This is a genomic window from Mycolicibacter heraklionensis, from assembly GCF_019645815.1.
In the GTDB taxonomy this organism is placed as follows: domain Bacteria; phylum Actinomycetota; class Actinomycetes; order Mycobacteriales; family Mycobacteriaceae; genus Mycobacterium; species Mycobacterium heraklionense.
The window spans coordinates 874550-899757 of sequence record NZ_CP080997.1 but is presented as its reverse complement, the minus strand read 5'-3'; the positions used below and the strand labels follow the sequence as shown (position 1 = coordinate 899757).

General features: G+C 67.9%; 27 protein-coding genes and 1 riboswitch. Of the genes, 13 read left to right on the top strand and 14 right to left on the bottom strand.

Annotation, left to right across the window (positions count from 1 at the left end; translation table 11 throughout):
• Nucleotides 1-58: 58 nt before the first annotated feature.
• The 4 genes from K3U94_RS04315 to K3U94_RS04300 all read right to left on the bottom strand — a co-directional run bounded on the left by K3U94_RS04315 (nucleotide 59) and on the right by K3U94_RS04300 (nucleotide 4036).
• Nucleotides 59-2008, bottom strand: a complete 1950-nt coding sequence (locus K3U94_RS04315) for an acyl-CoA dehydrogenase family protein (RefSeq protein ID WP_220695694.1) — start codon at nucleotides 2006-2008, stop codon at nucleotides 59-61.
• A gap of 101 nt (nucleotides 2009-2109) precedes the next feature.
• The gene (locus tag K3U94_RS04310) at nucleotides 2110-2763 is read right to left on the bottom strand and encodes a sterol desaturase family protein (RefSeq protein WP_220695693.1); all 654 of its coding nucleotides are present in this window, start codon (nucleotides 2761-2763) and stop codon (nucleotides 2110-2112) included.
• A complete protein-coding gene (locus K3U94_RS04305; protein ID WP_220695692.1) occupies nucleotides 2760-3482 on the bottom strand; it encodes a FadR/GntR family transcriptional regulator in 723 nt (240 codons plus the stop codon). Before K3U94_RS04305 ends, K3U94_RS04310 begins: the two co-directional genes overlap by 4 nt.
• Nucleotides 3483-3622: 140 nt before the next feature.
• Complete coding sequence (locus K3U94_RS04300) at nucleotides 3623-4036, bottom strand: cold-shock protein (RefSeq protein WP_046188082.1); 414 nt, start codon at nucleotides 4034-4036, stop codon at nucleotides 3623-3625.
• A 213-nt stretch (nucleotides 4037-4249) separates the two neighbouring features.
• On the opposite strand from K3U94_RS04300, the gene moaA reads away from it, so the two are divergent.
• From moaA to K3U94_RS04285, 3 genes are all read left to right on the top strand, one after another.
• Nucleotides 4250-5389 (top strand): GTP 3',8-cyclase MoaA, encoded by a 1140-nt coding sequence (gene moaA / locus K3U94_RS04295; protein WP_220695691.1) that lies wholly within the window; start codon nucleotides 4250-4252, stop codon nucleotides 5387-5389.
• Between the two features lie 3 nt (nucleotides 5390-5392).
• Entirely contained in the window at nucleotides 5393-5674 is a 282-nt protein-coding gene (locus tag K3U94_RS04290; protein ID WP_220695690.1) for a MoaD/ThiS family protein, read from the top strand.
• A 302-nt stretch (nucleotides 5675-5976) separates the two neighbouring features.
• Nucleotides 5977-6153, top strand: a riboswitch (cyclic di-AMP (ydaO/yuaA leader).
• Nucleotides 6154-6162: 9 nt separating this feature from the next.
• The gene (locus K3U94_RS04285) at nucleotides 6163-7095 is read left to right on the top strand and encodes a transglycosylase family protein (RefSeq protein ID WP_220695689.1); all 933 of its coding nucleotides are present in this window, start codon (nucleotides 6163-6165) and stop codon (nucleotides 7093-7095) included.
• Between the two features lie 62 nt (nucleotides 7096-7157).
• Here K3U94_RS04285 and K3U94_RS04280 read toward each other — a convergent pair whose 3' ends face one another.
• The 4 genes from K3U94_RS04280 to K3U94_RS04265 are packed head-to-tail and all read right to left on the bottom strand — an operon-like array spanning nucleotide 7158 to nucleotide 8741.
• The gene (locus tag K3U94_RS04280) at nucleotides 7158-7595 is read right to left on the bottom strand and encodes a molybdenum cofactor biosynthesis protein MoaE (protein WP_047317543.1); all 438 of its coding nucleotides are present in this window, start codon (nucleotides 7593-7595) and stop codon (nucleotides 7158-7160) included.
• Nucleotides 7592-8071: a MogA/MoaB family molybdenum cofactor biosynthesis protein gene (locus tag K3U94_RS04275; RefSeq protein ID WP_220695688.1), complete on the bottom strand. Its 480-nt coding sequence runs from the start codon at nucleotides 8069-8071 to the stop codon at nucleotides 7592-7594. The genes K3U94_RS04280 and K3U94_RS04275 overlap by 4 nt, the downstream gene beginning before the upstream one ends.
• Nucleotides 8068-8541 (bottom strand): cyclic pyranopterin monophosphate synthase MoaC, encoded by a 474-nt coding sequence (gene moaC / locus K3U94_RS04270; protein ID WP_047317545.1) that lies wholly within the window; start codon nucleotides 8539-8541, stop codon nucleotides 8068-8070. The genes K3U94_RS04275 and moaC overlap by 4 nt, the downstream gene beginning before the upstream one ends.
• An 11-nt stretch (nucleotides 8542-8552) precedes the next feature.
• Nucleotides 8553-8741: a hypothetical protein gene (locus tag K3U94_RS04265; RefSeq protein ID WP_047317546.1), complete on the bottom strand. Its 189-nt coding sequence runs from the start codon at nucleotides 8739-8741 to the stop codon at nucleotides 8553-8555.
• Between the two features lie 62 nt (nucleotides 8742-8803).
• Between K3U94_RS04265 and K3U94_RS04260 the strand changes: the two genes are divergently transcribed.
• The 4 genes from K3U94_RS04260 to K3U94_RS04245 all read left to right on the top strand — a co-directional run bounded on the left by K3U94_RS04260 (nucleotide 8804) and on the right by K3U94_RS04245 (nucleotide 14581).
• Nucleotides 8804-11122 (top strand): helicase-associated domain-containing protein, encoded by a 2319-nt coding sequence (locus tag K3U94_RS04260; protein WP_220695687.1) that lies wholly within the window; start codon nucleotides 8804-8806, stop codon nucleotides 11120-11122.
• 34 nt (nucleotides 11123-11156) lie between these two features.
• Nucleotides 11157-12809 (top strand): DNA repair helicase XPB, encoded by a 1653-nt coding sequence (locus K3U94_RS04255; protein ID WP_047317548.1) that lies wholly within the window; start codon nucleotides 11157-11159, stop codon nucleotides 12807-12809.
• Between the two features lie 57 nt (nucleotides 12810-12866).
• On the top strand, nucleotides 12867-14069 hold the full coding sequence (locus K3U94_RS04250; RefSeq protein WP_220695686.1) for an FAD-dependent monooxygenase: 1203 nt from the start codon (nucleotides 12867-12869) through the stop codon (nucleotides 14067-14069).
• 86 nt (nucleotides 14070-14155) lie between these two features.
• The gene (locus tag K3U94_RS04245; RefSeq protein WP_047317550.1) at nucleotides 14156-14581 is read left to right on the top strand and encodes a pyridoxamine 5'-phosphate oxidase family protein; all 426 of its coding nucleotides are present in this window, start codon (nucleotides 14156-14158) and stop codon (nucleotides 14579-14581) included.
• Nucleotides 14582-14596: 15 nt separating this feature from the next.
• On the opposite strand, the gene K3U94_RS04240 is transcribed toward K3U94_RS04245, so the two are convergent.
• From K3U94_RS04240 to K3U94_RS04230, 3 genes are read right to left on the bottom strand one after another with little or no spacing between them, the layout of a single operon-like run.
• The gene (locus K3U94_RS04240) at nucleotides 14597-14881 is read right to left on the bottom strand and encodes a hypothetical protein (RefSeq protein ID WP_052956765.1); all 285 of its coding nucleotides are present in this window, start codon (nucleotides 14879-14881) and stop codon (nucleotides 14597-14599) included.
• A gap of 12 nt (nucleotides 14882-14893) precedes the next feature.
• Nucleotides 14894-17026, bottom strand: a complete 2133-nt coding sequence (locus K3U94_RS04235; RefSeq protein ID WP_220695685.1) for a 3-hydroxyacyl-CoA dehydrogenase NAD-binding domain-containing protein — start codon at nucleotides 17024-17026, stop codon at nucleotides 14894-14896.
• Nucleotides 17027-17041: 15 nt separating this feature from the next.
• Complete coding sequence (locus K3U94_RS04230) at nucleotides 17042-18253, bottom strand: acetyl-CoA C-acetyltransferase (RefSeq protein WP_220695684.1); 1212 nt, start codon at nucleotides 18251-18253, stop codon at nucleotides 17042-17044.
• A 190-nt stretch (nucleotides 18254-18443) separates the two neighbouring features.
• Here K3U94_RS04230 and K3U94_RS04225 point away from each other — a divergent pair, with 190 nt between their 5' ends.
• Nucleotides 18444-19634, top strand: coding sequence for a pyridoxal phosphate-dependent aminotransferase (locus tag K3U94_RS04225; protein WP_220696665.1), 1191 nt, complete (start codon nucleotides 18444-18446; stop codon nucleotides 19632-19634).
• On the opposite strand, the gene K3U94_RS04220 is transcribed toward K3U94_RS04225, so the two are convergent.
• A complete protein-coding gene (locus K3U94_RS04220; RefSeq protein WP_220695683.1) occupies nucleotides 19621-20073 on the bottom strand; it encodes an SRPBCC family protein in 453 nt (150 codons plus the stop codon). The two genes, K3U94_RS04225 and K3U94_RS04220, sit on opposite strands and share 14 nt — an antisense overlap.
• Before the next feature lie 54 nt (nucleotides 20074-20127).
• Nucleotides 20128-20571 (bottom strand): SRPBCC family protein, encoded by a 444-nt coding sequence (locus K3U94_RS04215; RefSeq protein WP_220695682.1) that lies wholly within the window; start codon nucleotides 20569-20571, stop codon nucleotides 20128-20130.
• 94 nt (nucleotides 20572-20665) lie between these two features.
• On the opposite strand from K3U94_RS04215, the gene K3U94_RS04210 reads away from it, so the two are divergent.
• Together K3U94_RS04210 and K3U94_RS04205 are read left to right on the top strand one after the other, a co-directional pair.
• Nucleotides 20666-20998 (top strand): DUF732 domain-containing protein, encoded by a 333-nt coding sequence (locus tag K3U94_RS04210; RefSeq protein WP_230987398.1) that lies wholly within the window; start codon nucleotides 20666-20668, stop codon nucleotides 20996-20998.
• A 95-nt stretch (nucleotides 20999-21093) separates the two neighbouring features.
• Complete coding sequence (locus K3U94_RS04205; protein WP_220695680.1) at nucleotides 21094-21570, top strand: DUF5078 domain-containing protein; 477 nt, start codon at nucleotides 21094-21096, stop codon at nucleotides 21568-21570.
• Nucleotides 21571-21611: 41 nt separating this feature from the next.
• On the opposite strand, the gene K3U94_RS04200 is transcribed toward K3U94_RS04205, so the two are convergent.
• The gene (locus K3U94_RS04200) at nucleotides 21612-22286 is read right to left on the bottom strand and encodes a chymotrypsin family serine protease (RefSeq protein ID WP_220695679.1); all 675 of its coding nucleotides are present in this window, start codon (nucleotides 22284-22286) and stop codon (nucleotides 21612-21614) included.
• A 411-nt stretch (nucleotides 22287-22697) separates the two neighbouring features.
• Here K3U94_RS04200 and K3U94_RS04195 point away from each other — a divergent pair, with 411 nt between their 5' ends.
• The 3 genes from K3U94_RS04195 (at nucleotide 22698) to K3U94_RS04185 (ending at nucleotide 25130) form a co-directional block, all read left to right on the top strand.
• Entirely contained in the window at nucleotides 22698-23132 is a 435-nt protein-coding gene (locus K3U94_RS04195) for a DUF5994 family protein (protein ID WP_220696664.1), read from the top strand.
• Nucleotides 23133-23308: 176 nt separating this feature from the next.
• Entirely contained in the window at nucleotides 23309-24337 is a 1029-nt protein-coding gene (locus tag K3U94_RS04190) for a type IV toxin-antitoxin system AbiEi family antitoxin (RefSeq protein WP_220695678.1), read from the top strand.
• Entirely contained in the window at nucleotides 24315-25130 is an 816-nt protein-coding gene (locus K3U94_RS04185; RefSeq protein ID WP_220695677.1) for a hypothetical protein, read from the top strand. The genes K3U94_RS04190 and K3U94_RS04185 overlap by 23 nt, the downstream gene beginning before the upstream one ends.
• The last annotated feature ends 78 nt before the right edge of the window (nucleotides 25131-25208 follow it).

Genomic DNA, 25208 nt, shown 5'->3' with positions numbered 1-25208 from the left:
CTACCAGGGTGCCATGGCGAGCCACGATCGAAGCCACTGCTGAGCGGGGAGCTCAGATTCAGTCGGCAGGAGAAGCGGCCAAGAAGCGCCGGGCCAGATCGGGTTCGGCCGACGGCCCGGGCTCCCAGTGGGCAATCCATGGACCGGTGGCCTCGGACGGATCGAGGATGCCGTCCTCCAGCCAGACGCAGCCGTCCTGCAGCACCGCGTGGGCCAACTGAGTGTCGGTGCGGTCGCTGTTGGTCCACAACGCGGCGAACAACGCCCCGACCCGCAGCCGCGACTGCTCGCAGAACGCGTCGGCCAGCTGGTAGGCCTGCTGACCTTCGGTCCCGTCGGCCACTCGCTGCGATTCAGCGTGCACGCACACCGCGGCCATCGCGAACAGCTCCGCCCCGATATCCACCACGCGTCCCAGGAACCCCTGCTTTTTCTCCAGGCCGGCCTGCCACCGGGCCATCCCGTAGAACGTGTTGCGCGCCAGCTTGCGTGAATGGCGTTCGACGAACCGCAGATGCGTTGCCAACCTGCCGAACTCGCGATAGGCCATGGGGCGTTGACCTTCCCCGAATACCAGTTGCGGCAACCACTTTGCGTAGAACCCGCTGGCCCCGGCGGCGGACTTGGCCTTCTGACCGAGCCCGGCCTTGGGATTGGCGAGGTCTCCCGCAGCGCTCAAGTGGGCATCCACCGCCTCCCGCGCGATCAGCAGCCGCATGATCTCGCTGGAGCCTTCGAAGATCCGGTTGATTCGCAGATCCCGAACCAGTTGCTCGACCGGCACCGCACGCTCTCCGCGCGCGGCAAGCGACTCGGCGGTCTCGTAGCCGCGGCCACCGCGAATCTGCAACAGCTCATCGGCGATGACGCACCCCATCTCGCTGGACCACAATTTGGCGAGCGCCGCTTCGATCCGGATGTCGTTGCGACCCTCGTCGGCCATCTGACCGGACAGCTCCAGGACCGCTTCCAGCGCGTAAGTGGTGGCGGCGATGAACGCGATCTTCTTGGCGACGGCCTCGTGCTCGCCGACCGGCCGGCCCCACTGGACCCGCTCCCGGGACCATTCCCGGGCGATCTTCAATGACCATTTCGCCGATCCGGTCGCCATTGCCGGAATGGCCAAGCGACCGGCGTTGAGAGTGGTCAGCGCGATCTTCAGGCCGTCGCCCTCGCGCCCTACCAGGTTCTCGGCGGGCACCCGAACCTTGTGCAGCCGGGTCACGCCGTTCTCGATGCCGCGCAGCCCCATGAACTTGTTTCGGCGTTCGACGGTGATCCCGGGCGTATCGGCTTCCACGACGAAGGCACTGATCCCTCCCCGGTGTCCGTCGCCTTTGGGCACCCGCGCCATCACCACCAGCAGCTGCGCCACCACGCCGTTGGTGGTCCACAGTTTCACCCCGTCCAGCTCGTAGGCCGAACCGTCCTCGATCGGTCTCGCGGTCGACGCCAGCCGAGCGGGATCTGAGCCCACATCCGGTTCGGTCAACAGAAATGCCGAGATCGCCCCGGCCGCGCAGCGCGGCAGGAACATCTGCTTCTGTTGGTCGGTGCCGGCCAGCTTGAGCGGTTCGGGCACCCCGATCGACTGATGCGCGCTCAGCAGCGCCCCGAGGCTGGGATGCACGCTCGACACCAGCATCAGGGCCCGGTTATAGGCGACCTGCGACATGCCCAGCCCGCCATACTCGGCCGGGATCTTCAGCCCGAAACAGCCGAGCTCGGCCAGCCCTTTGAGGTACTCGTCGGGGATTTGCGCGTCACGCTCGATAACCGTGCCGTCGACGGTCTCCAGAAACTCCCGCAGCCTGCCCAGAAAATCCTCGGTGCGCGCGGCTTGACCATCCGGGTCATCGGACGGCCGCGGAAACGGGTGGATAAGCGGCAAGGGAAACCGCCCGAGGAACAGCCCCTTGGCGAAAGAAGGTTTGTCCCAGCCGCTCTCGCGAGACTCCTCGGCAACGGCTCGTGCTTGCTCCTCGCTGACCTGCATCTGCTGCGTCATCGGACACCTCCTGAACCAGCCACCGCCGAAGAACCGCTGCTTCGGGGATTAACCAGTTGGTGTCAAACCAAACGCCGTCACGTCGCCGCGGCCACGGTGGGTCAACCGGTTGGTGTTGGGGCGTGCAGGTTTCGCACCGTCCGCGACGATTCCACCGTGCGTGGATCCGGGTAGGTACCCAGGAGTCGGTCGGCGGTACCGGAGCTGGTCACGGTGAACCAGTACTTCTCGTTCTTGAAGTGGTGGTACCGGTGGTTGCGCCACACTGCGCGGTAGATCGCATGGCGGGGTTTGTAATCGGTGTGGACGAGGTAGTGAATCCATTCGTAGAACACCAGGAATGTCGCGATGGTGAGCACGAACGTCAGCCCTTTTCCGATGTCACGGAAGGCGAGCGGCGCCAAGGGCGTCAGGCCGAGGATGATCACGATCAGGCTGGGCCACGGAATGAAGATCAGCGGAATGTCGCGCGGGTCGCGGTGATGGAGACGATGATCACGGGCCAGGCGTGAGTCGATCGTGACGCCCGCCACGGTGCGCGGTCGCCAATGCAGGATGCCGGTATGGATCAACCACTCGCCCAGGGGCGAAAAACCCACGAGCGCAACCGCAATCACTGCGTCACCGATTGACCAGCCACCCACCGCCAAGCGTGCCGCCCACAGCGCGCCCACCCACGTGACGAGCATCCAGGGACTGGGGTGTCGGATGAATTCGGCGAACGCCCCACGCAGCGTCTGCTGTTTACGGCTCATTGCAGACCCTCCAACTGGTTGGCGAGTGCGGCGAAGGCGGCGCTGCCCAGTTCGAGCAGCTCCGCTGCGGCCAGCCGGGCGGAATCCTCATCCCCGGCGGTGATGGCTTCGGCAAGCGACCGATAGTGCTCGATGTCGTTGACCTCGGCAGCCATCACGTTGACGAGCGCGTCGAGGACGGGCACGTATGCCTGGTTCAGCGTGTTGAACAGCAGCCGGAACGCGATGGACTCGGCAGTGTCCACGATGAGTTCCCAAAACCCCAGGGCACGCCACATCCGTTGCACGGGTTCTGATTCGGCTTCCAATTCGTCCACCATGGCGCGCAGTCGAGCGCGGGCGTCGTCGTTGGCGCGGGCCGCCGCCAGTGCGGCCACCTGTGGCCCGATGATGGCGCGGGCCTCGATCACGCTGGCCAACGTGGCGCGGTCGACGTCGCCGCCGTGCACGAGCAGCAGCGGCAACACGTCGAACCCGGCCTCGGCACGGAAGTCGCGGACCACCGTGGACCCGCCCTGGCGGATCTGAATGAGGCGGGCACGGTCCAGCCGGCCCAGCGCCTCCCGGACAGCGGCACGCGACACCCCGAGGGCCTCGGACAGGGTTCGCTCGCTCGGCAGGGTGTCGCCGGGCGTCCGGTCACCCGAGAGCACCTGGCCGGCGAGCTGGGCGAAGATCTCGTCGGGTATCGACTGACGAGTGATCGGCTGCAGGGTCATGATCGGAACCCTAGCACGAAAAATGGCCGGAGGTCTGGTGGTCAGACCAGTGCGACGGTCGCACGGTACCGAAGCTGTCATTTCAGTAGTCAGTCAGCGACGATCGCCACTCGCAGTGGTATCGCCAGCACTGGCTGGGCTCAGGCGTCGAGCTCGCGCGCCACGGCCTTGACCACCTCGGAGATCTGCCGAGCGGTCTTGCGGTCCGGGTAACGCCCCTTGCGCAGCTCCGGCTGCACAGTGCCTTCCAGCAGCGTGATCATGTCCTCGACCATGCCGTGCAGCTCATCGGGAGTGTGCCGGTGTTCGACAGCCGGCGCCGCCTCGCGGCGGGTCCGCGACAAGCTCGGCGGCGGGTCGATCAACTTCACCGTCAACGCCTGCGGCCCGCGACGTCCGGCGGCGACGCCGAACTCGACCCGCTGGCCTGCCTTGAGACCCTCCACACCGTCCGGCAGGGCCGAGGCGCGGACGTAGACGTCCTCACCTTCTTCCTGGGACAGGAAGCCGAAGCCCTTCGCGGCGTCGTACCACTTCACCTTGCCGGTCGGCACTGGTCTCACCTGCTCGTCTCGCTGATCACGTACTCGAGGACATAAAGGAAGCGTCCCGCCTGTGCAGGACGCGTCAGCAGCCGATCTTACTCGGACGCAGACCCGCAAAACACCCAGGTTTCCTCGGTAGGCTGGACAAGCCACCGGAGGAGATCTGGACCGGATACCGAAATCGATTCGGTCGCTCCCCGGCCGACCGAATCGGATACGGACATGACGTTGAGGCACGCGGGTCTGCGCACACCGCCACCGCACGCGGATGCCGCCGACGCGGACCACCGGGAGGCCGCCCGCAAGGCCGCCTTCCACGAAGCCGTGGAGCGCGCGGTCGCCGCGCAGATGCCGACCAGCGGGCCGCTGGTGGACACCTTCGGGCGGGTCCACACCGATCTGCGGATATCCCTGACCGACCGCTGCAACCTGCGCTGCACCTATTGCATGCCGGCAGAGGGACTGGACTGGCTTCCCAGCCAGCACCTGCTGAGCGACGACGAGCTGATCCGGCTGATGCGGATCGGCGTCACCCGGCTGGGCATCACCGACATCCGGTTCACCGGCGGTGAGCCGCTGCTGGCCCGCCATCTCGAAAGCGTGGTGGCCGGCGCCGCAGCCCTGCGCCCTCGCCCCGAGATCGCCTTGACCACCAACGGCCTGGGGCTGGCACGCCGGGCCGGCGCCCTGGTGGCGGCCGGGCTGGACCGCATCAACGTCTCGCTGGACACCGTCGACCGCGCCCACTTCGCCGAGATCACCCGGCGCGACCGACTACCCGACGTGCTCGCCGGCCTCGACGCGGCCGCTAAGGCCGGGATGCGGCCGATCAAGGTCAATGCCGTGCTCGATCCGAAGATCACCGGCGACGACATCATCAACCTGCTGCGCTTCTGCCTACTCCAGGGCTACCACCTGCGGGTGATCGAGATGATGCCGTTGGACGCCGACCACAACTGGAACCGCGACGCCGGGCTCAGCGTCGAACAACTGCTGGAGACGGTCCAGGCACAGTTCACCCTGCGGCCCGATCCGAAGCCGCGCGGCTCCGCGCCGGCCGAAGTGTGGCTGGTGGACGAGGGACCGGACCACCCGGCAGGCACGTTCGGGATCATCGCTTCGGTATCGCGGCCGTTCTGCGGAGACTGCGACCGGACTCGACTCACCGCCGACGGTCAGATCCGCAACTGTCTGTTCGCCACCGCGGAGTACGACCTGCGCGCCCTACTGCGAGACGGTTCCGATGACGCCGCCATCGAGCAGGCGTGGCGGGCCGCGATGTGGACCAAGAAGGCCGGCCATGGCATCAACGATCCGGATTTCATCCAGCCGGACCGTCCGATGAGCGCGATCGGCGGCTGATCCATGACCCATCAGACCGGCGGCACTGATGACAGCGTCGCAGTGGCGGTCCGCTATTTCGCCGCGGCACGGGCGGCGGCGGGAACCGAATCAGAGACCGTCAGCGTGCCCCCCGGGGCGGGAGTGGCCGCCTTGGCGCAGACCCTCGCCAGCCGCAATGAGCGGCTGGCGGCGGTGCTGGGCCGATGCTCCTACCTTCGCGACGGTGTCGCGGTGCGCGACCACGAGGCGCCTTTGCGGCCCGGCGAAACGGTCGACATCCTGCCTCCGTTCGCCGGCGGTTAGCTGGCTCGACGAAGGAGAGACGAAGCTGGACCGCCGAATCGAACCCGGTGGATAGCATGATCTACGTCACATAACGAATTGATCACGGGCCGACAACAGCTTGGTGGAGTGGCCTCTGAGCTGCGCAAACGCTGGCGGTTCCTGGTGGTTTGAGAAGAACCAGCGATGAAAACACCCGGGAGCGGGAAGGGTGACGCGGCGGGTAAGACCGGTTACGGTACATCTCCGGGTGTATCGAAAAATTTTCCGTTCGATCCGCCTTTCCTCACCCGTAGCGCCGAGCTCCATCCAACGGGCGAGGAAAACCACAAATACCTGATGGATGGAGGCGGGGGACCCACCGGGTCCGCCGAGAGCGGCCCTGAGGCCATAACCGGTCTCTCGGGGTGAAGCCGACGACGCACCGTGTGCATCAAGGCCGGACAGTCCCCCCTGTCCGAACCCGACGCTGACCTCGCAGGCGTAGACAGAGAGGAACTCACCACCGTATGAGTGGACGGCATCGCAAGCCCACCCAATCAAACGTCAACATCGCCAAAATCGCTTTCACCGGAGCTGTGATCGGTGGCGGCAGCCTGGCCCTCGCCGGAACCGCAGCCGCGGCTACCGATGACGAATGGGACCACGTAGCCCGGTGCGAGTCCGGCAACAACTGGGGCATCAACACCGGTAACGGCTACCAGGGCGGGCTGCAGTTCTCGCCGAGCACCTGGAGCGCGCACGGTGGCGGCAAGTACGCCCCGTCTGCACACCTGGCCAGCCGCGAGCAGCAGATCGCGATCGCTGAGCACGTGCTGGCAACCCAGGGCCGCGGCGCCTGGCCGGTCTGCGGCCGCGGGCTGTCCAGCGCATCGCACCGCGAGGTTCCGGCGACGCCGCCGGCCGACGCCCCGATCGACAACCCGGACGTCAACGGCGAGACCGTGGCCATGGACAACCCGATGGCTCCCCCGCCCGCGCCCGAGCCCGCACCCTGGTGGGCTCCCCCGGCCCCCGAGGGCCCGGCTCCCGCCGAAGGCGCCGCACCGGCGGCTCCCGCCGGCTGGTTCCCCGAAGCTCCGGCTCCCGAGGCTCCGGCACCTGAGGCCCCGGCCCCGGTCGCCGAGGACCTGCCGCCGGCTCCCGAGGCTCCCGCTCCCGAAGCTCCGGCACCCGAGGCTCCGGCCCCGGTCGCCGAGGATGTCCCGCCGCCGGCCCCCGAGGCTCCCGCGCCTTGGTGGAACCCGGAGGCTCCGGCACCCGAGGCCCCGGCGCCCGGCGAAGAGGTGGCTCCGGCTCCGGCTCCCGCTCAGGACGGCAACCGGCAGGAAGCGGTCTCGGTCGGCTTCCACCAGCAGCTGTGGCAGGCCGTCCGGTCGGAGAACATCAGCGGCAACGACGCGCTGGACGCGTTCGCGCTGCAGCCCAGCCGGGTTATGTAGACAGCCAAAAAAAGCGGGGCCGGCTTCTTGCCGGCCCCGCTTTTTTATTGATGTCGGCTCCGCTACGCCGAGCCGACCCACTCCTCGGTGTCGTCGGCGAAGAACTGGTGCTTCCACACCGGCAGCCGCGCCTTGATGGTGTCGACGAGCAGCGCGCAGGCTTCGAAGGCCTCCCGGCGGTGATCGGCCGCCACGGCCGCCACCAACGCGGCGTCACCGATGTGCAGCACCCCAATCCGGTGGCTGGCCGCCAGCGCGCGGACCCCGACGGCCTGCTCGGCAACCTCGGACAGCACGTCGGCCATCACCTGCGGTGCCGACGGGTGCGCGGAGTACTCCAATCGGGTCACCCGTCTGCCGTGGTCGTGGTCGCGGATCATGCCGACGAACCCGACGATCGCGCCGGCGGCCCGGTGGCCGACCAGCTCCTCGTGTTCGGCCAGCACGATGGGCTGCTCGGTGATCGCGGCCCGCAGTACCAGCGTCCCGGGGGCCGTCACTGGTGGTCTCCGCCGGCGAGTTGGTCCAAGGCGTGATCGAGGACGTCGGCAAGCACGCCCAGCCCGTCGCGCACCCCGCCGGACGACCCGGGCAGGTTGACGACCAGGCTGCGGCCGGCGACCCCGCACACCCCGCGCGACAGCACCGAGGTCGGCACCTTCGGCAGGCCGGACCGGCGGATGGCATCGGCCAGGCCGGGGATCTGGTAGTCGAGCACCGTGAGCGTCTGGGCCGGGGTGTCGTCGGTCGGCGAGATACCGGTTCCGCCGGAGGTGATGATCAGCTCCGGCCCGGCAGCCACCGCGGCGCGTAGGGCGGCGCCGACCGGCTCGCCGTCGGGCACGACGTCCGGCTGCACCGGAGCGAAGCCGCGCTGGGCCAGCCAGTCGGCGATGATCGGCCCGGCGCGGTCGGTGTACACCCCGGACGAGGCTCGGGTGGACGCGATGATGACGCGGGCGGTCCTGGCGCTCACGAGCGCTCCCAGGCCCCGGTACGGCCACCGTCCTTGCTCAGCACCCGGATGTTGTCGATGACCGCGGCGCGGTCGACGGCCTTGATCATGTCGTAGAGGGTCAGGGCCGCCACGCTGACCGCGGTCAGCGCCTCCATCTCGACCCCGGTGCGGTCAGTGGTACGGACGGAGGCGGTGATGTCGATCTGGGATTCGCCGATGGTGAAGTCCACATCGACGCCGGTAAGAGCCAGTTGGTGGCAGAGCGGGATCAGATCGCTGGTGCGTTTGGCGGCCATGATGCCGGCCACCCGGGCGGTGGCCAGCGCGTCACCCTTGGGCAGGCCGCCGGCCGAGATCAGCTGTACCACTTCGGCGGTGGTGTGCAGCACACCGCCGGCGACCGCAACACGCTTGGTGGTCGCCTTTGCGCTGACGTCGACCATGTGGGCCGCACCCCGTTCGTCGAGGTGTGAGAGCGGCCCGGTCATGGCGTCATCGCCTACCGGTTGACGACGGTGACCGGATGCAGGTAGGGCAGCTCGTCGGACGGCAGCGGGAACACGAGGTCCCCGAACGGCGACAGTGCGCCAGTCCGATCGGTGCGCAGCTCGCTGACAGCGGGTTCGCCGTCGGTCTGCGGCCAACCGTTGTCGACGTACCGGTTCTTGTTGTCCTGGTTTCCAGCCACGGATCCATTCTGACAGGTCGCGATCGGCGGCGTTCACCGGTTGGGCCTTACGCTGGTCGTCGATGACCGAACGCGCCCGGGGTGTCCCACTGGGGTCGTGGCTGGCCGACCTGCCCGATGAGGATCTGATCCGGCTACTGAAGCTACGGCCCGACCTCGCCCAACCACCGCCGGGCAGCATCGCCGCCCTGGCGGCGCGGGCCCAGGCCCGCCAGTCGGTCCGGGCCGCGACCGACGAGCTGGACTTCTTGCGGCTCGCCGTCCTGGACGCCCTGCTGGAATTGCATGCCGACTCCACCGGTGTGCCGGTCGCCGATCTGCTGGCCCTGCTCGGCGAGCGCGTCCCCGCCGACGCGGTGACCGACGCGTTGACCGACCTGATCGAGCGGGCGTTGTGTTGGGGCTCGACAGAACCGAACGGAGTGCTGCGGATCGTCGCCGAAGCGGGTGCCGGCCTGCCGTGGCATCCGGGCCAGGTCACCCGGGAGGATTCAGCACTGGGCGCCGAACGGATCATCGCCGCCATCGCCGATCTCGACGCACCGCAGCGTGACCTGCTGGACAAGCTGCTGACCGGCTCCCCGATCGGACGGACCCGCGACGCCGCCCCCGACGCACCCCCGGAGCGTCCGGTCCCCACGCTGCTGGCGGCGGGACTGCTGCGCCGCATCGACGATGAGACGGTGATCCTGCCGCGGCTTGTCGGGCAGGTGCTGCGGGGCGAGCAGCCGGGCCCGATCGCGTTGCACGCGCCCGACCCGGTGGTGTCGCAGACCACCGCGGCCGATGTCGACGCGGCCGCCGCCGGCGCGGTGATCGACGTGCTGCGCGAACTCGACGTGATCCTGGCCAGTCTGGCCGAAACGCCAGTACCGGAGCTGCGCAGCGGCGGCCTGGGCGTGCGCGAGGTCAAGCGACTGGCCAAGACCACCGGTGTCGACGAGACCCGGCTGGGCCTGCTGCTCGAGGTCGCGGCGACCGCCCGGCTGATCGCGGCCGATTTTCCCGACCCGGCGACCGTCGATCAACGGGACTGGCCCGACGCCGACGGCCCGTACTGGGCGCCGACGGTGCTCGCGGACCGGTTCGCCGAACAGCCCACCGCCGAGCGCTGGCACCTGCTGGCCGCTACCTGGCTGGATCTGGCCGCCCGGCCGGGTCTGATCGGCAGCCGCGGCGCCGACGGCAAACCCCGGGCGGCGCTGTCCACGCCGCTGTTCTCCACCGCCGCCCCGCTGGATCGCCGGCTGTTACTGGGCATGCTCGCCGAGCTGCCCGTCGGTGCCGGGGTCGACGCCGTGACCGCATCGCAGGCGCTGGTCTGGCGCCGGCCACGCTGGGCCAACCGGCTACAGCCCGGTCCGGTGGGCGAACTGCTCGACGAGGCGCACGCCCTGGGCGTGCTGGGCCGCGGCGCGCTCAGCTCCCCGGGACGGATTCTGCTGGCCGACGGCGCCGACGGCGCTGCCACCGACGCCGACGGCGCCGCCGCGGTGGCCGCGATGGCCAAGGCGTTGCCCGAGCCGATCGACCACTTCCTGGTGCAGGCCGATCTGACGGTGGTGGTGCCGGGGCCGCTGAAACGGGAACTCGCCGAGGAGTTGGCCGTCGTCGCCACCGTGGAGTCGGCAGGCGCGGCGATGGTCTACCGGGTCTCTGAACAGACCATCCGGACCGCACTGGACGTCGGCCGTACCGGCGCGGGGGTGCGTGCGTTCTTCGAGAAGCACTCGAAAACCCCGGTGCCGCAAGGGCTCAGCTATCTGATCGACGATGTCGCGCGTCGGCACGGGCAGTTGCGGATCGGGTTGGCGGCCTCCTTCGTGCGCTGCGAGGACCCCGCACTGCTGGCCCAGGCGGTCGCCGTTCCGGCTGCCGAGGCGCTGGGCCTGCGGATGCTGGCCCCGACCGTGGCGGTGGCGCAGGCTCCGCTCGCCGACGTGCTCGCCGCGCTGCGCGGCGCGGGTTTCGCCCCGGCCGCCGAGGATGCCACCGGAACGATCGTCGATATCCGGCCCCGCGGGATGCGGGTGCACACCCCCGCGGAGCGTCGCGGGCACCGGCCGCACTCCGGTCCCGGTGACGACAGCCTGACCGCGCTGGTCCGGGTGCTGCGCACGGTGACGTCGGCGCCGTTCGACAACATCCGGCTGGATCCGGTGACTGCGATGATCGTGCTCAAGCGCGCGGCGCTGGAGCGGGCGACGGTGCTGATCGGCTACGTCGATGCTGCCGGCGTGGCCACCCAACGCGAGGTGGCCCCCACCCAGGTTCTGGGCGGTCGGCTGGTGGCGTTCGATTCGACGTCGGGACAGATGCGAGATTTCGCGATCCACCGCATCACGTCGGTGTCGTCAGCCGCCGAGGATTCCGCGCACTAGCGACGCATGTCGGGGCAGCCCGGATAATGGGCCCATGAGCACCGATGGGCCGTTGATCGTCCAATCCGACAAGACCGTGCTGCTCGAGGTCGATCACGAACAGGCCGGTTCGGCGCGCGCCGCCATCGCGCCGTTCGCCGAACTCGAGCGCGCCCCGGAGCACATCCACACCTACCGCATCACCCCACTGGCGTTGTGGAACGCCCGAGCGGCGGGCCACGACGCCGAGCAGGTGGTCGACGCGCTGGTCAGCCACTCCCGGTACGCGGTGCCGCAGCCGCTGCTGGTCGACATCGTCGACACCATGGCGCGCTACGGGCGCCTGCAGCTGGTGAAGAGCCCGGTCCACGGCCTGACCCTGGTCAGCCTGGATCGTGCGGTGCTCGAGGAGGTGCTGCGCAACAAGAAGATCGCTCCGATGCTCGGTGCCCGCATCGACGACGACACCGTCGTGGTGCATCCCAGTGAGCGCGGCCGGGTCAAACAGATGCTGCTCAAAATCGGTTGGCCCGCCGAGGATCTGGCGGGTTACGTCGACGGCGAGGCCCATCCGATTGAGCTGGCCCAGGACGGCTGGCAGCTACGCGACTATCAGGAGATGGCCGCGGAGTCGTTCTGGTCGGGTGGCTCCGGGGTGGTGGTGTTGCCGTGCGGTGCCGGCAAGACGCTGGTCGGCGCCGCGGCGATGGCCAAGGCGAAGGCCACCACGCTGATTCTGGTCACCAACACCGTCGCGGGCCGACAGTGGAAACGCGAACTGATCGCCCGCACCTCACTGACCGAGGAGGAGATCGGCGAGTACTCCGGGGAGCGCAAGGAGATCCGGCCGGTCACCATCGCCACCTATCAGGTGATCACCCGCCGCACCAAGGGTGAGTACCGGCACCTGGAGCTGTTCGACAGCCGCGACTGGGGGCTGATCATCTACGACGAGGTACATCTGCTGCCCGCGCCGGTGTTCCGGATGACAGCCGATCTACAGTCGCGCCGTCGCCTCGGGCTGACCGCCACGCTGATCCGCGAAGACGGCCGCGAGGGTGACGTGTTCTCCCTGATCGGGCCCAAGCGTTACGACGCACCGTGGAAGGACATCGAGGCCCAAGGCTGGATCGCGCCGGCCGAGTGCATCGAGGTGCGGGTCACCATGACCGAGAGCGAACGGATGTCCTACGCCGTCGCCGAACCCGAGGAGCGCTACAAGTTGTGCTCGACGGTGCACTCCAAGATCGCGGTGGTGCGCTCGATCCTCGAACAGCATCCCGGCGAGCAGACCCTGGTGATCGGCGCCTATCTCGACCAGCTGGATGAACTGGGTGAGCAATTGAACGCCCCGGTAATCCAGGGGTCGACGCGGACCGCCGAGCGCGAGAAGCTGTTCGACGCGTTCCGCCGGGGCGAGATCTCCACTCTGGTGGTGTCCAAGGTCGCCAACTTCTCCATCGACTTGCCGGAAGCATCGGTGGCCGTGCAGGTCTCGGGCACCTTCGGTTCCCGGCAGGAGGAGGCCCAGCGGCTGGGCCGACTGTTGCGCCCCAAGGCCGACGGCGGCGGCGCGGTGTTCTACTCGGTGGTCGCCCGCGACAGCCTGGACGCCGAGTACGCCGCACACCGGCAGCGGTTTTTGGCCGAGCAGGGCTACGGCTACATCATCCGCGACGCCGACGACCTACTCGGCCCGGCGATCTAGGCGCCGCCCCCAGCGCTGCCATCGGGGGAACTGAAGGCGGGTAAGGAGAGAAGCGTTATGCGAGTCCTCGTCTCCGGCGCCAGCATCGCCGGGCCAGTCCTGGCATACTGGCTGTCCCGCTACGGCTTTGAGGTCACCGTCGTCGAACGAGCAGCCGCCCTGCGCAAAACCGGTGGCCACGCCGTCGACCTGTTCAGGCCGGCTATGGAGATCGCGGCTCGGATGGGTGTGCTGCCCCAGATCGAGGCGCTCGCCACCGGAACCACCCGGCTGATCATCTCCCGCGAAGGCCACCAACGGCCTATCCGCGTTGATCTCGGCAAGATCTACCAAGCTTCCTCGGACCGGCACGTCGAGATCATGCGTGACGACCTCAGTGAGATCTACTACGAAGCCGCTCGAGACGACGTCGAGTACCTGTTCGGCGACTCGATAACGAGTATCTCCCCCGACGGCGAAGTCGGGTTCGAACACGGTGCAGCACGCCGGTTCGACGCAGTGGTAGGGGCTGACGGGCTGCATTCCAACGTTCGCCGGTTGATCTTCGGCGACGAGAAGCAGTTCACCCGGTTTCTCGGCGCATACCTGGCCGTGGCGTCGGTGCCGAAAACGATTTCCCTGGAGCGGGAAATGGTATGCCACGTCGGGATCGGGCGGGGCGCGGCGCTCTATACCGCCCAGCACCTGGACGATGCGCGCCTGGTGTTCTTGTTTCGCAGCTCCGAACTGTCCTACAACCATCGGGATACGCTGCAGCAGAAGGACATAGTGCGCCGGACGTTCGCCGGGATGGATCCGCGGGTGGACCGTTGGCTTGCACAGCTCGACGAGGCGCCGACATTTTATTTCGACTCCATCACCCAGCTGCAACTCGATACCTGGTCGCGCGGCCGAGTGAGTCTGGTCGGCGACGCCGGATATTGTCCCGGGCCGGCGGTGGGTGGCAGCACCAGCCTGGCGGTGGTGGGTGCCTATGTGTTGGCCGGGGAGTTGGCACGGGCACACGGCGAGCCGACCCGCGCGTTCGCTGCCTACGAGCAACAGATGCGCGAGCCGGTGCGTCGCAGCCGCGCGTTCGCCCGTGGCGCCGCGAAAACCATTGTGCCCGGCTCTCGGACCGCAGTCTGGGCGCTGACCCGGGGCGCGCAGCTGGTGTCATTGTTGCCCGCGTCGATCACTCGCGCAGCGGCGAAGCTGAACACCCGCGGCGTGCGCTTGCATGACTCGATACCCGTACCCGATTACGCCGGACTGCCGTGAGAGCACCGAGCAGGCGCGACGCGTAGACCGTCTCTCAATCGGGCGACCCGCCAGCACGGCAGTCGCATCGCGGTTAGCCTTGAAACATGGCCCTGTCCAAGGACGAACGTGAGCAGTTTCTGGCCGAACCGCACATCGCGGCGCTGTCGGTGAACGCCGGCCCCGGCCGCGGTCCCCTGACGGTGCCGATCTGGTACCAGTACGCACCCGGCGGCGAGCCCTGGGTGCTGACCGGGGCCGGGTCGCGCAAAGCGAAGCTCATCGAGGCGGCCGGGAGCTTCTCACTGATGGTGGAGCGCACGGAGCCGACGCTGCGTTACGTCGCCGTGGACGGCACCGTCAGCCGCATCGAGCCCGGCACCGAAGACCTCCACGCCGAGCTGGCCCACCGTTACCTACCCCCCGAACGGGCCGAGAAGTTCCTCCAGTTCGCGCTGGCCGAACTGGGCGAACAGGTAGTCATCTACCTGCGTCCCCAGCACTGGCTTTCAGCGGACCTGGGGGCGGTCTAGGCCTGACCGCGCGCCTCAGCGCACGCAAACGTCGGCGGGCAGCAGCAGCATCACCGGCCACAGCGCCACCGAGGTCACCGTCGCCACCTCGTAGACACTCGCCGGGGGTATGCCGTACTGCCGCTCGGCCTGAGCTTGGAGGCGTTCGACACCGTCGGGGTGCAGGAACAGCCACACCACTCCGGCGATCACGTAGGCAAGGCCGAACCACAGCGCCGCCTCGATCAGTGCCCCGACGCTCACCTGGCGGTCGAGGAAACGCAGAATCCCCCGAAACCACGAGGCTTCGGGGGATTCCACGTCTACACCTAACTACAGCAGCGACTGCGGCGGGTTGAACCGGTCGCCGTACTTGGCGGCCAGTTCCTTGGACCGCGCCACGAAGGCGGCCTTGCCGCCCGGGTAGCCGGTGATGAACTGCGCGGTGCCGCCGGTCCACGGCGGGAACCCGATGCCCATGATCGCGCCGATGTTGGCGTCGGCGGTCGAGGTCAGCACGCCCTCGTCGAAGCACTTCTGGGTTTCCAGCACCTCGGCGAACAGCATCCGGTCGATCATGTCCTGCAGCGGCGGGGTGGAGCTGCCGGACTTGAACGTCTCACGCAGGCCCGGCCACAGGCCGGTGCGCTTGCCGTCGACGTACTCGTAGAAGCCCGCGCCCTTCAGACGCGACGGGCGACCGAGCTCGATCATCTTGTCGACGACCTCTTCGTTCCGCTGCTTCGGCAGCGTGCCGCCGGCCGCCTCGACACCCTCGCGGGTGGCGGTGGCGATCTTCTGCATCAGCTCCAGGTTGAGCTCGTCGCAGAGCTGCAGCGGAGCCGCCGGGTAGCCGGCCTGCAGACCGGCCTGCTCGATGCTGGCCGGTTCCACACCCTCGCCCAGCATCATCAGCGCCTCGTTGACGAAGGTGCCGATGACCCGGGAGGTGTAGAAGCCGCGGCTGTCGTTGACCACGATCGGGGTCTTCTTGATGGCCAGCACGTAGTCGAACACCCGGGCCAGCGCCTCGTCGGAGGTCTTCTCGCCCTTGATGATCTCCACCAGCGGCATCTTGTCGACCGGCGAGAAGAAGTGGATCCCGATGAAGTCCTCCTGGCGCTTCACACCGGTCGCCAGACCGGTGATCGGCAGCGTGGAGGTGTTCGACCCCAGCAGCGCGTTGGGCTCGACGATGTCCTCGATCTCCTGGAAGACCTTGTGCTTGAGGTCCTGGCTCTCGAACACGGCCTCGATCACGAAGTCGACGCCGGCCAGGTCCTTGGGGTCGGCGGTCGGGGTGATCTTGTCCAGCAGCGCCTGCGACTTCTCGGCGGTGGTGCGACCGCGCTCCAGCGCCTTGGCTTCCAGCTTCTCCGAGTAGCCCTTGCCGCGCTGGGCCGCCTCGAGGGAGACGTCCTTGAGCACCACGTCGTAGCCGGCCTTGGCCGACACGTAGGCGATACCGGCGCCCATCATCCCGGCACCGAGCACACCGATCTTGCGGATCGGGGTCTTCGCGATGCCCTCGGGCCGGCTGCCGCCGCCGTTGATGTGCTGCAGGTCGAAGAAGAACGCCTGGATCATGTTCTTGGCGACGTTGCCGGTGACCAGCGAGACGAAGTAGCGGCTCTCGATGCGGGTGGCGGTGTCGAAGTCCACCTGCGCACCCTCGATCGCGGCGGCCAGGATGGCCCGCGGCGCGGGCATGTTAGCCCCCTTGACCTGCTTGCGCAGCAGGGCCGGGAACGACGGCAGGATGGCCGCCAGCGCCGGGCTGGAGGGGGTGCCTCCGGGCATCTTGTACCCCTTGGCATCCCAGGGCTGGACACCGGCGTCGGGGTTGGCCTTGATCCACGCCTTGGCGGCGGGCACCAGTTCCTCGACAGTCGGCAGCACCTCGTCGACCAGGCCCGCGGCCTTGGCCTTGGCCGGGCTGAAGCGGGTGCCCTGGGCCAGCACGTTCATGAACGCGTTCTGGATGCCGAGCATGCGCACCGTGCGGGCGACACCGCCACCGCCGGGCAGCAGGCCCAGGGTGACCTCGGGCAGGCCGAGCTGGCTGCCCTTGACGTCGGCGGCGATCCTCCTGTGACAGGCCAGCGCGATCTCCAGGCCACCGCCGAGGGCGGCGCCGTTGATGGCGGCCACGACCGGCTTGCCCAGGGTCTCCAGGGCGCGCAGGTCGGCCTTGATGCCCTCGCACTGCTCGAAGACGGCCTGGGCGTCGTCGGGTCCGACGTGGATCATCGCCTTGAGGTCACCGCCGGCGAAGAAGGTCTTCTTCGCGCTGGTGATGACGACACCGGTGACCGAATCCTTCTCCTCGGTCAGGCGCTGCACCGCGTTGTGCATGGACTCGCGGTAGTGGTCGTTCATCACGTTGGCCGACCCGGTCGGGTCATCCAGGGTCAGCGTGACGATGCCGTCGGCATCCTTGTCCCACTTGATGGTGTTCTCTGCCATTTTTTACAAGCCCTCTCAGACGCGCTCGATGATGGTGGCCACGCCCATGCCGCCGCCGATGCACAGCGTGATCAGCGCACGCTTGGCACCGCGACGCTCGAGTTCGTCGACCATGGTTCCGGTGATCATGGCGCCGGTGGCGCCCAGCGGGTGACCCATCGCGATGGCGCCACCGTTGACGTTGAGCTTCTCGTTGGGGATGTTGAGGTCCTTCTGGAACTTCAGCACCACCGAGGCGAATGCCTCGTTGAGCTCGAACAGGTCGATGTCATCGACGGTCAGCCCGGCCCGGTCGAGTGCCTTGACGGTGGCCGGGGTGGGGCCGGTGAGCATGATGGTCGCGTCGGCGCCGGTGGTGGCGGTGGCCACGACCCGGGCCCGCGGGGTCAGACCCTGCGACGCACCCGCCTTCTCGCTGCCGATCAGCAGCAGCGCGGCGCCGTCGACGATCCCGGAGCTGTTACCGCCGGTGTGGACGTGGTTGATGCCCTCGACCCAGTGGTACTTCTGCAGGGCCACGTCGTCGAAGCCGCCCATCGCGCCGATCCCGTCGAACGCCGTGCGCAGCTTGCCCAGGCCCTCCAGGGTGGTTTCGGGACGCATGTGCTCGTCGTGGTCCAGGATGAGCAGACCGTTCTGGTCGCGCACCGGGATGACGGACTTGGCGAAGTAGCCGCCCGACCAGGCTGCGGCCGCCCGCTGCTGGCTCTGCAGCGCGTAGTTGTCGACGTCCTCGCGGGAGAAGCCCTCGATGGTGGCGATCAGGTCGGCACCGATGCCCTGCGGGGCGATGTAGTTGTCGTAGGTGAAGGGCACGTCGGAGAACATCGCGCCGCCGTCGGAGCCCATCGGCACCCGGCTCATCGACTCCACACCACCGGCCAGCACCAGGTCGTCCCAGCCGGAACGCACCTTCTGCGAGGCGACGTTGACGGCCTCGAGCCCGGAGGCGCAGAAGCGGTTGAGCTGCACGCCGCCGACGGTGTCGGGCAGGCCGGCCGCCAGCACCGCGGTGCGGGCGATGTCGCCGCCCTGGTCGCCCACGGGCGAGACGCAGCCCAGGACGACGTCGCTGATCAGGCTCTCGTCCAGGTCGGGGTGGCGGGTGCGCAGTTCCTCGATCAGGCCGACAACCAGGCTGATCGGCTTGACCTCGTTCAGCGCCCCGTTGCGCTGCTTGCCGCGCGGGGTGCGAATGGCCTCGTAGATGAAGGCTTCTTCGGACATGGCTGATTCCTCTTCAATGGGTGTTCGATGCGGATTCTTCGATTGCGTCTGGGTCGGAGCGTAGTCCCCGGATTTCAACCCTAACAGGGTGGCCTATCAACCGGATGGTTGGGCCGTCTGGGCGCCCGCTCCCGGCCGCTCCTTCGGCCCCGTCGCCTGCGCTTTAGGCTCGGGTCCCATGACGGCGCGGATGGTCTCACGGCTGGAGCCCTATGCCACCACGATCTTCGCCGAGATGTCGGCGCTGGCCGCACGGATCGGCGCGGTCAACCTCGGCCAGGGCTTCCCCGACGAGGACGGACCGTCGGCCATGCTCGAGGCGGCCCGGGCCGCCATCACCGACGGCGTCAACCAATACCCGCCTGGGCCCGGCATCCCCGCCCTGCGGGAAGCCATCGCCGGGCAGCGCGCGCGGAAGTTCGGGATCGACTACGACCCCGACACCGAAGTCCTGGTGACGGTAGGGGCTACCGAAGCCATCGCGGCGGCGGTGCTCGGCCTGGTGGAGCCGGGCGCAGAGGTGCTGCTGCTCGAGCCGTTCTACGACTCGTACTCGCCGGTGGTCGCCATGGCCGGGGCGCGACGGGTCAGCGTGTCGCTGGTGCCCGACGGACATGGGTTCGCCTTGGACGCCGACGCTCTACGGCGGGCCATCACCCCGGCGACCCGGGCGCTGATCGTCAACTCTCCGCACAACCCGACCGGAACGGTGTTCACCGAGTCCGAGTTGGCCGAGATCGCCCGCATCGCGGTGGAGGCCGATCTGCTGGTGATCGCCGACGAGGTCTACGAACACCTGGTCTTCGCCGGACGGACTCATCGCCCGCTAGCCGGCTTCGAGGGGATGGCGCAGCGCACCGTCACCATCTCGAGTGCGGCGAAGATGTTCAACTGCACCGGCTGGAAGATCGGTTGGGCGTGCGGACCGGCGGAACTCTTGGCCGGGGTGCGGGCCGCCAAGCAGTACCTGACCTATGTCGGCGGGGCGCCGTTTCAACCGGCGGTGGCGCTGGCGTTGAACACCGAGGACACCTGGGTGGCGGCGCTGTGCGCGACCATGCAAGCCCGCCGGGACCGGTTGACCGACGGCCTGCGGGGCGTCGGTTTTGAGGTGCACGACAGTTTCGGCACCTATTTTCTCTGCGCCGATCCCCGCCCGCTGGGTTACGACGACAGCACGGCGTTCTGCGCCGAGCTGCCGCACCGGGCCGGGGTCGCGGCCATCCCGCTGTCGGCGTTCTGCGTGCCCGGCGCGGAAGCAACCGCCCCCGATGTCTGGAATCACTTGGTGCGGTTCACTTTCGTCAAGCGTGAGGACACCATCGACGAGGCGATCCGGCGACTGGAGACGCTGCGCGACGGGCCCGCTACCGCTCGGTAGCGGTGTCTTCGCCCATGATTCGCTGACGCAGCCGTTCGGTGGCGATGCTCAGCACCAGCTTGCTGGCGCGCCGGACGATGAACTCCGGGATCGGCCCGGATGGTTCGACGGTGATGTCGAAGCGCACCCGGGTGCTGTCGGGACCTTCGCGGGTCAGGGTGTATTCGACGTGCTGGGCGCGCTGCTGGGCCGTCGCTTTGGCATCCCAGACCATCCAGTCCGGACCCCAGTGGTATTCCAGGATCTCCTTGTCCACCAAGCCCAGAATCTTGATGGTGGCCAGTACGTGGTGGGGGCGGCCGTCCTCATATTCGTCGAGGACTTCGATCCGCTTGTGCACCGGCGACCACGATGCCAAGTCGGACACATCGGCGAGCGCGTCGAGGATTGTCTCCGGCGGCGCGTCAATCACAATTTCCCGCGATGCTCGAACAGCCACTGGTTCGAGCCTAGCGCCGAGCCCTGCCGGCGGCGGGATTTCATCGCACCGAAATCAGCGCCCCTTCTTGATCTTGAGCACCTGGGTGCGCAGGCCGTCGGTGGCGGTCTTCATGCCGCCCTTGAGGGTGCTCTTGAGTAGGAACCCCGGGATCGGGATCGACGGGTCCACGTCCATGTCGAATCGGACCTTGGTTTTGTCGCCCTGGGGGGTCAGCGTGTACTTGGCGTCCTGGGCCTTGAGTTGGCCGGCCGACACCAGGGTCCAGCCGACACTGTCGTCGGTCCAGCTGTACTCGACCACCTGCTCGTCGGTCAGGCCCGCGGCCTTGATCTTCATCCGCACCCGGCGCGGCCGGCCGTTGTCGTACGTGTCGAGCACCTCAGCGCTCTGGTACTGCGGCGACCAGGACGGAACAGACTCGACGTCGGCGAGGACGTCGAAGATCTCCTCCGCGCTCGCTTCGATAACCACCTCGCGGGAATCCTTGACTGCCATGGCTGGCACCCTAACCAGGCGCGCGGTGATGTGTGGGGATTTGGCCGCCCGAGAGTCGCCCCATCGACCAGGTGGCGGTGGCACCATGGAGGTCATGCATGTGACCGTCCGGATTGCCGCACCCCTGCTGGCCACCGCGGCACTGACCGCCGCCCCGGCCGCCCACGCCGATGACGCCAGCTATCTGGCGCGGGTCAACGCCGCCCCGGTGGCGATCCCGGTCGCCGATCACGTCAAAGTGACCTCGGGGCACTACATCTGCGCTGAGTTGCGGATGTACGGCCACACCGGGACTTACCGCTCCGGCATCTCGCCGGGTGACCTGGTGCGCCAGCTGACCAACACCTTCTACTACAGCCCCGAAGCCGCCGACGTCCAGATTCAGGCGGCGCAGGCGGAACTGTGCCCGGAGACGTTGCGCCCCTAGCTCTCTCGGTCCGTCTTGGGCAGCGCGCCTTCGCCGGTCAAGCGTTGGACCGAAAGCGGCTTTCCACAAATCCGAAACTGGTAACGTCCGGCCGCATGACATCTACGGTGAGTTGGCCGGTGCGTGCCGCCGGGCTGGTAGCAGTTGGTGCGGGCCTTCTGGCCTCCGGCGCGGGCGTGGCCGCCGCCGAGGACCCGAACGCGGTTCCCGAGCCCATACTGACCACGCAGTGTTCGGTCGACCAGTTGATGGGCGCGACCAAGGTCGTTGACCCGGCGGCCTACGACGCGATTGTGACGAAGTACAACCAAGAGCCGCCGTGGATGCAGGAGCAGATCATCTCGCGGATGAACAACCTGCTCGCCAAGGATCCCGCCAGCCGGCAGACCGAGGTGGATCAGTTCGGAGTCCTGTTCCCCCATTACGCGGCCCTTTTCCGAACGCAGGAGTCCGCCGCCGAAGGTATTGCCCAACAGTGCAGCACCCTGCCGGCAAACGACCCCTCGGTGTGGAAGCCTTCGACCGAGCAGTCCGCTCCCGCACAAGACGAGGCGGTTCCGGCCGCTACCTGAACCGGGGTCGGCCGGTCAGGCGATTTCGCTCGAAGCCGAGGCTAGGAGCGGCGGCCGAACCCCGCGCCCGGGCCGCCCTTGGCGTCCACGTCGTCGAGGATCGCTTGGAACAGCACGATCCCGGGTCCCGGCTGGGTGAGCGGACCGACCGGGACGGTGCCATCGCGGACCATGCCGACCAGTAGGTCATCGACAGTGACGGGCGCCCCGTCATCGCCCGGTTGCCACCACTCTTCGCCGGCGGGATCCACTCCGGCGGGCCCGATGTCGAAGCAGTTGAGACCGGTGCCGCGACCAAGTTTGCAGGCGTGGCGCACGGTGACGTGCTCCACGTCGCCCGGTGGTTCTGGACTGTCGGGTTCGGTGGCGGCAGGTTCAGCGGGATCGGCCGAGCCGATGCCGTAGATCCCGAAGCCTTCGTAGTCGGCGATGGAGGCCACCTTGACCGGGTCGAACTCGATCACCGCGTAGTCCAGGCCTTCGTCAGCGGCCACCACCGTGCCCACGGTGCCGTGGTCTTCGGCACCCTCAACCAGCACGGGCGAGCCCGGCCCGCCACAGTGCGCGGCCGTGAAGCCGACCAGCTTGCCTTCACCGTCACGGCCGATGGTGGTCAGCGTGCACAGCGCGTCGTCGTGCAGCACGATCGCAGCGCCGCCCCCCAGCAGAATCTTGTCGTCAGCCGCGGCGGCGGCCGGCAGCCCGGCAGAGGCCATCAGGGCTGCGACGACGAGGGCTGAAGCTCGCCGAGTCGAGGCAGGGTGCACAGCGGCTCAGTCTAGGGACAGGATCGGAACCGCAACCCGCATAACACCTCGCACATCAGGCTTTTACCGAACTGTCCCCGAAACGATGCCGACGGCGTACGGTCGGATGTGAGCCGCTTCATTGTCAGCGGTGGTCCACCCACTCTCATCCCTAGGGCGGCCCCCCACGGGCAATTGTGATTCCTCCGCCTAGCCGCAACCGCGGGCCAGACGAATCCGACCGTGAGGGAACTGCAGTGGATTGTGAAATATGATGCGACACTTAGACATACCGAGTTCGACGTTTCGACATCGCAAACCTGGCACCGCGATCAGCGGACCATCTCAGCATCCGCGGGAGCAGCTGCGATGATCGCTCCGATGGGAAGCATCCGCCGTGCCCGCCCTATCCGGCTTTCGGTAGCCCGCGAGCTCGGCCACGGCATCGACGGCGCGTGGTGGCCGCGTGCAGACCACATCACCACTGAATTGCCGGACCTGGTCTCGATGCTGACTCCCCTGCTCGGCGACATCACCACCATCAACGTCAATTGGTCACCGCTCCAACGACCACCCGACCTCAACTGGCCGGGGTGGGAGGGCAAACGCCAACACGTCATGTCCCTCAGCGGCAGGCTGGCTCACGCCAATCTGCTGGTCATCTCGTATGCGACCCGCAGCGCACTCGCCTTGATGGTGATGCGCTGCGCCGCGAACCTGCCCATCGAGGCAGCCGACCGTGACAAACCCGCATGCCTGACCGCGGGCTCGATCCTGCGGTACGCCCGACGGCAACGTGACTCTGTTTGCGGTTAATAGCCGGGGCTGAGGTCGGGAGCCGGCCGCCATCGGGTGGGCCCACGCATCGGCGCGGATCGGACTGAGTGGCCAGGGCCGGGATCGAACCGGCGACCTTCCGCTTTTGGCGTGGATGTCCGTGTTCAACAAATGCCTATGTTCAATAAAAATGAACATGTGGCTAAACTGAACACATGGGTCAGATCGGGGCGGGCCTCGCCAAGTCTGTGGAGCGTCACCTCGCCGACTACGGAGTGCGGGTGCTCGGTGGCCTATCGGCGTTGAACTCTGCCTATCCCGAACCGCTACACCTCGAAATTGACGGGAAGCCCGTCACGATCACCGCCCTCTACCTCCCTCACCTGTCGGCAACAGCAGCACTACAGGCCTGGGCGATCGCCGACACCACCTCACCGCTGCTTGTAGTGGGCCCACGGCTACATCCATCAAGCGCTGAAACACTGCGGGCCCGCGGACTCTGGTACATCGACGGGGCTGGCAACGCCTACCTGCGGAACCAGGGTGGCCTGCTCATCGACGTGCGCGGCCGGCGTTCGGCCGTGCCGGAACGACCAGGCATCCTCGGCAACGGGTTACGCGGCGATGGACCGCGCAATCTCTTCACCCCGAAGCGCGCGCAAGCGGTCTGCGTCCTGCTGGCCGCACCCGAACTCGTCGAGGCGCCGCTGCGTGAAATCGCCGAGTGCGCCGGCGTATCGGTCGGTATGGCCAAGGAGACGATGGATACGTTGCGCACTACCGGATTCCTGGAGCACCTCGGCTCCCGGCGCCGGCTGGTGCGCGCCGGTGAGCTGCTGGACCTGTGGGCGGCCGCCTATCCGGGCGGCCTCGGCCGGGCCAACAGACTCTTCGTCGCTGGCGGTGACATCCACACCTGGTCGGCACCCGACGGTTTGCAGGTGGCTGTCAGCGGAGAGCAAGCCGTGCCCGGCGACATCCGCAACCCCGAATCCCTAGTGCTCTATGTCCACACAGCAAATAACGGGCTTCCTACCGACCTGCTCATTCACAACCGCTGGCACCGCGACCCGCATGGCAGCATCGTGATCCGAAAGCTGTTCTGGCGCAACCTACCTGACCAACAACCCGAGATTGCACCAGCGGTCCTGATCTATGCCGACCTTCTTGCTTCGCACGAGCCGCGCCAACTCGAAGTCGCCCACCACATGAGAAGCCACGATGACCGACTCGCCCGACTATGACCCGACACTCCTGGCGTGGGTGACACCGATAGTCACGGCACTCGCCGACATCGTGCCAACTGAACAGCTAATGCTCGTCGGGGCGCAGTGCCGCGATCTGCTGCACTGGCGCTACTGCCACAGCGTCCCGCCGCGGGCCACCAACGACACCGATATCGCAGTCGCCCTGAACAATTGGGATGGCTTCGAGGCCATTCGTGCCACTTTCCCCGCCGCCGGCAACACCGGGCACCGATTCCTGATCGCCGACGGCCCCGTCGACATTCTCCCGTTCGGCGAGGTGGAATCGCCCGTCGGCACAACCTGCCATCCCCCCGGCAACGAGCCCATGAACGTGCACGGATGCACCGACGCCTACCTACGTGCCGACGTTCTGCCCCTCCCCGGCGGCTTGACGGTCCGCATCCCCCCGGCGCCGAACTATGCGGTACTCAAATTGCACGCATGGCTCGACCGGTCCGCGGCCCACGACTACAAGGACGGCCCTGATCTCGCCCTGGCGGTGCACTGGTACGCCGGCGACCTCGACCGGCTTTACGCCGAACCACACCAGTGGGCTCTGCGCCGCCATGACTTCGACCTGCGCCCCGCAGCCGCCGCGCTGCTCGGCCACGACATGCGCGGCGGTCTCAGCCCACCCGAAGCCGCCATGCTGGCAACGCGCGTCATAGACGCTGACCACGACCTGCTGGCCGAACACTTCGCAGTCGGCCAACCAGGCTGGCCTGCTATTGCAGCTGCGCGGCGCACCCTGGTCGACTCGCTGCTCGGCCAGCTCAGCCCTGAGTCCTGAACGGCAAGCTGCCGGTTCTCAATTTCCGGCATTGGGCAAGACTGCTAGCGATCATCCGTTTTCGATCTATGCACTTTC

Coding starts and splice junctions, on each gene's coding strand:
- K3U94_RS04315 (WP_220695694.1), bottom strand. CDS start 2,008: ATGACGCAGCAGATGCAGGTCAGCGAGGAGCAAGCACGAGCCGTTGCC.
- K3U94_RS04310 (WP_220695693.1), bottom strand. CDS start 2,763: ATGAGCCGTAAACAGCAGACGCTGCGTGGGGCGTTCGCCGAATTCATC.
- K3U94_RS04305 (WP_220695692.1), bottom strand. CDS start 3,482: ATGACCCTGCAGCCGATCACTCGTCAGTCGATACCCGACGAGATCTTC.
- moaA (WP_220695691.1), top strand. CDS start 4,250: ATGACGTTGAGGCACGCGGGTCTGCGCACACCGCCACCGCACGCGGAT.
- K3U94_RS04290 (WP_220695690.1), top strand. CDS start 5,393: ATGACCCATCAGACCGGCGGCACTGATGACAGCGTCGCAGTGGCGGTC.
- K3U94_RS04285 (WP_220695689.1), top strand. CDS start 6,163: ATGAGTGGACGGCATCGCAAGCCCACCCAATCAAACGTCAACATCGCC.
- moaC (WP_047317545.1), bottom strand. CDS start 8,541: ATGACCGGGCCGCTCTCACACCTCGACGAACGGGGTGCGGCCCACATG.
- K3U94_RS04260 (WP_220695687.1), top strand. CDS start 8,804: ATGACCGAACGCGCCCGGGGTGTCCCACTGGGGTCGTGGCTGGCCGAC.
- K3U94_RS04255 (WP_047317548.1), top strand. CDS start 11,157: ATGAGCACCGATGGGCCGTTGATCGTCCAATCCGACAAGACCGTGCTG.
- K3U94_RS04250 (WP_220695686.1), top strand. CDS start 12,867: ATGCGAGTCCTCGTCTCCGGCGCCAGCATCGCCGGGCCAGTCCTGGCA.
- K3U94_RS04245 (WP_047317550.1), top strand. CDS start 14,156: ATGGCCCTGTCCAAGGACGAACGTGAGCAGTTTCTGGCCGAACCGCAC.
- K3U94_RS04235 (WP_220695685.1), bottom strand. CDS start 17,026: ATGGCAGAGAACACCATCAAGTGGGACAAGGATGCCGACGGCATCGTC.
- K3U94_RS04230 (WP_220695684.1), bottom strand. CDS start 18,253: ATGTCCGAAGAAGCCTTCATCTACGAGGCCATTCGCACCCCGCGCGGC.
- K3U94_RS04225 (WP_220696665.1), top strand. CDS start 18,444: ATGGTCTCACGGCTGGAGCCCTATGCCACCACGATCTTCGCCGAGATG.
- K3U94_RS04215 (WP_220695682.1), bottom strand. CDS start 20,571: ATGGCAGTCAAGGATTCCCGCGAGGTGGTTATCGAAGCGAGCGCGGAG.
- K3U94_RS04210 (WP_230987398.1), top strand. CDS start 20,666: ATGCATGTGACCGTCCGGATTGCCGCACCCCTGCTGGCCACCGCGGCA.
- K3U94_RS04205 (WP_220695680.1), top strand. CDS start 21,094: ATGACATCTACGGTGAGTTGGCCGGTGCGTGCCGCCGGGCTGGTAGCA.
- K3U94_RS04200 (WP_220695679.1), bottom strand. CDS start 22,286: ATGGCCTCTGCCGGGCTGCCGGCCGCCGCCGCGGCTGACGACAAGATT.
- K3U94_RS04195 (WP_220696664.1), top strand. CDS start 22,698: ATGGGAAGCATCCGCCGTGCCCGCCCTATCCGGCTTTCGGTAGCCCGC.
- K3U94_RS04190 (WP_220695678.1), top strand. CDS start 23,309: ATGGGTCAGATCGGGGCGGGCCTCGCCAAGTCTGTGGAGCGTCACCTC.
- K3U94_RS04185 (WP_220695677.1), top strand. CDS start 24,315: ATGACCGACTCGCCCGACTATGACCCGACACTCCTGGCGTGGGTGACA.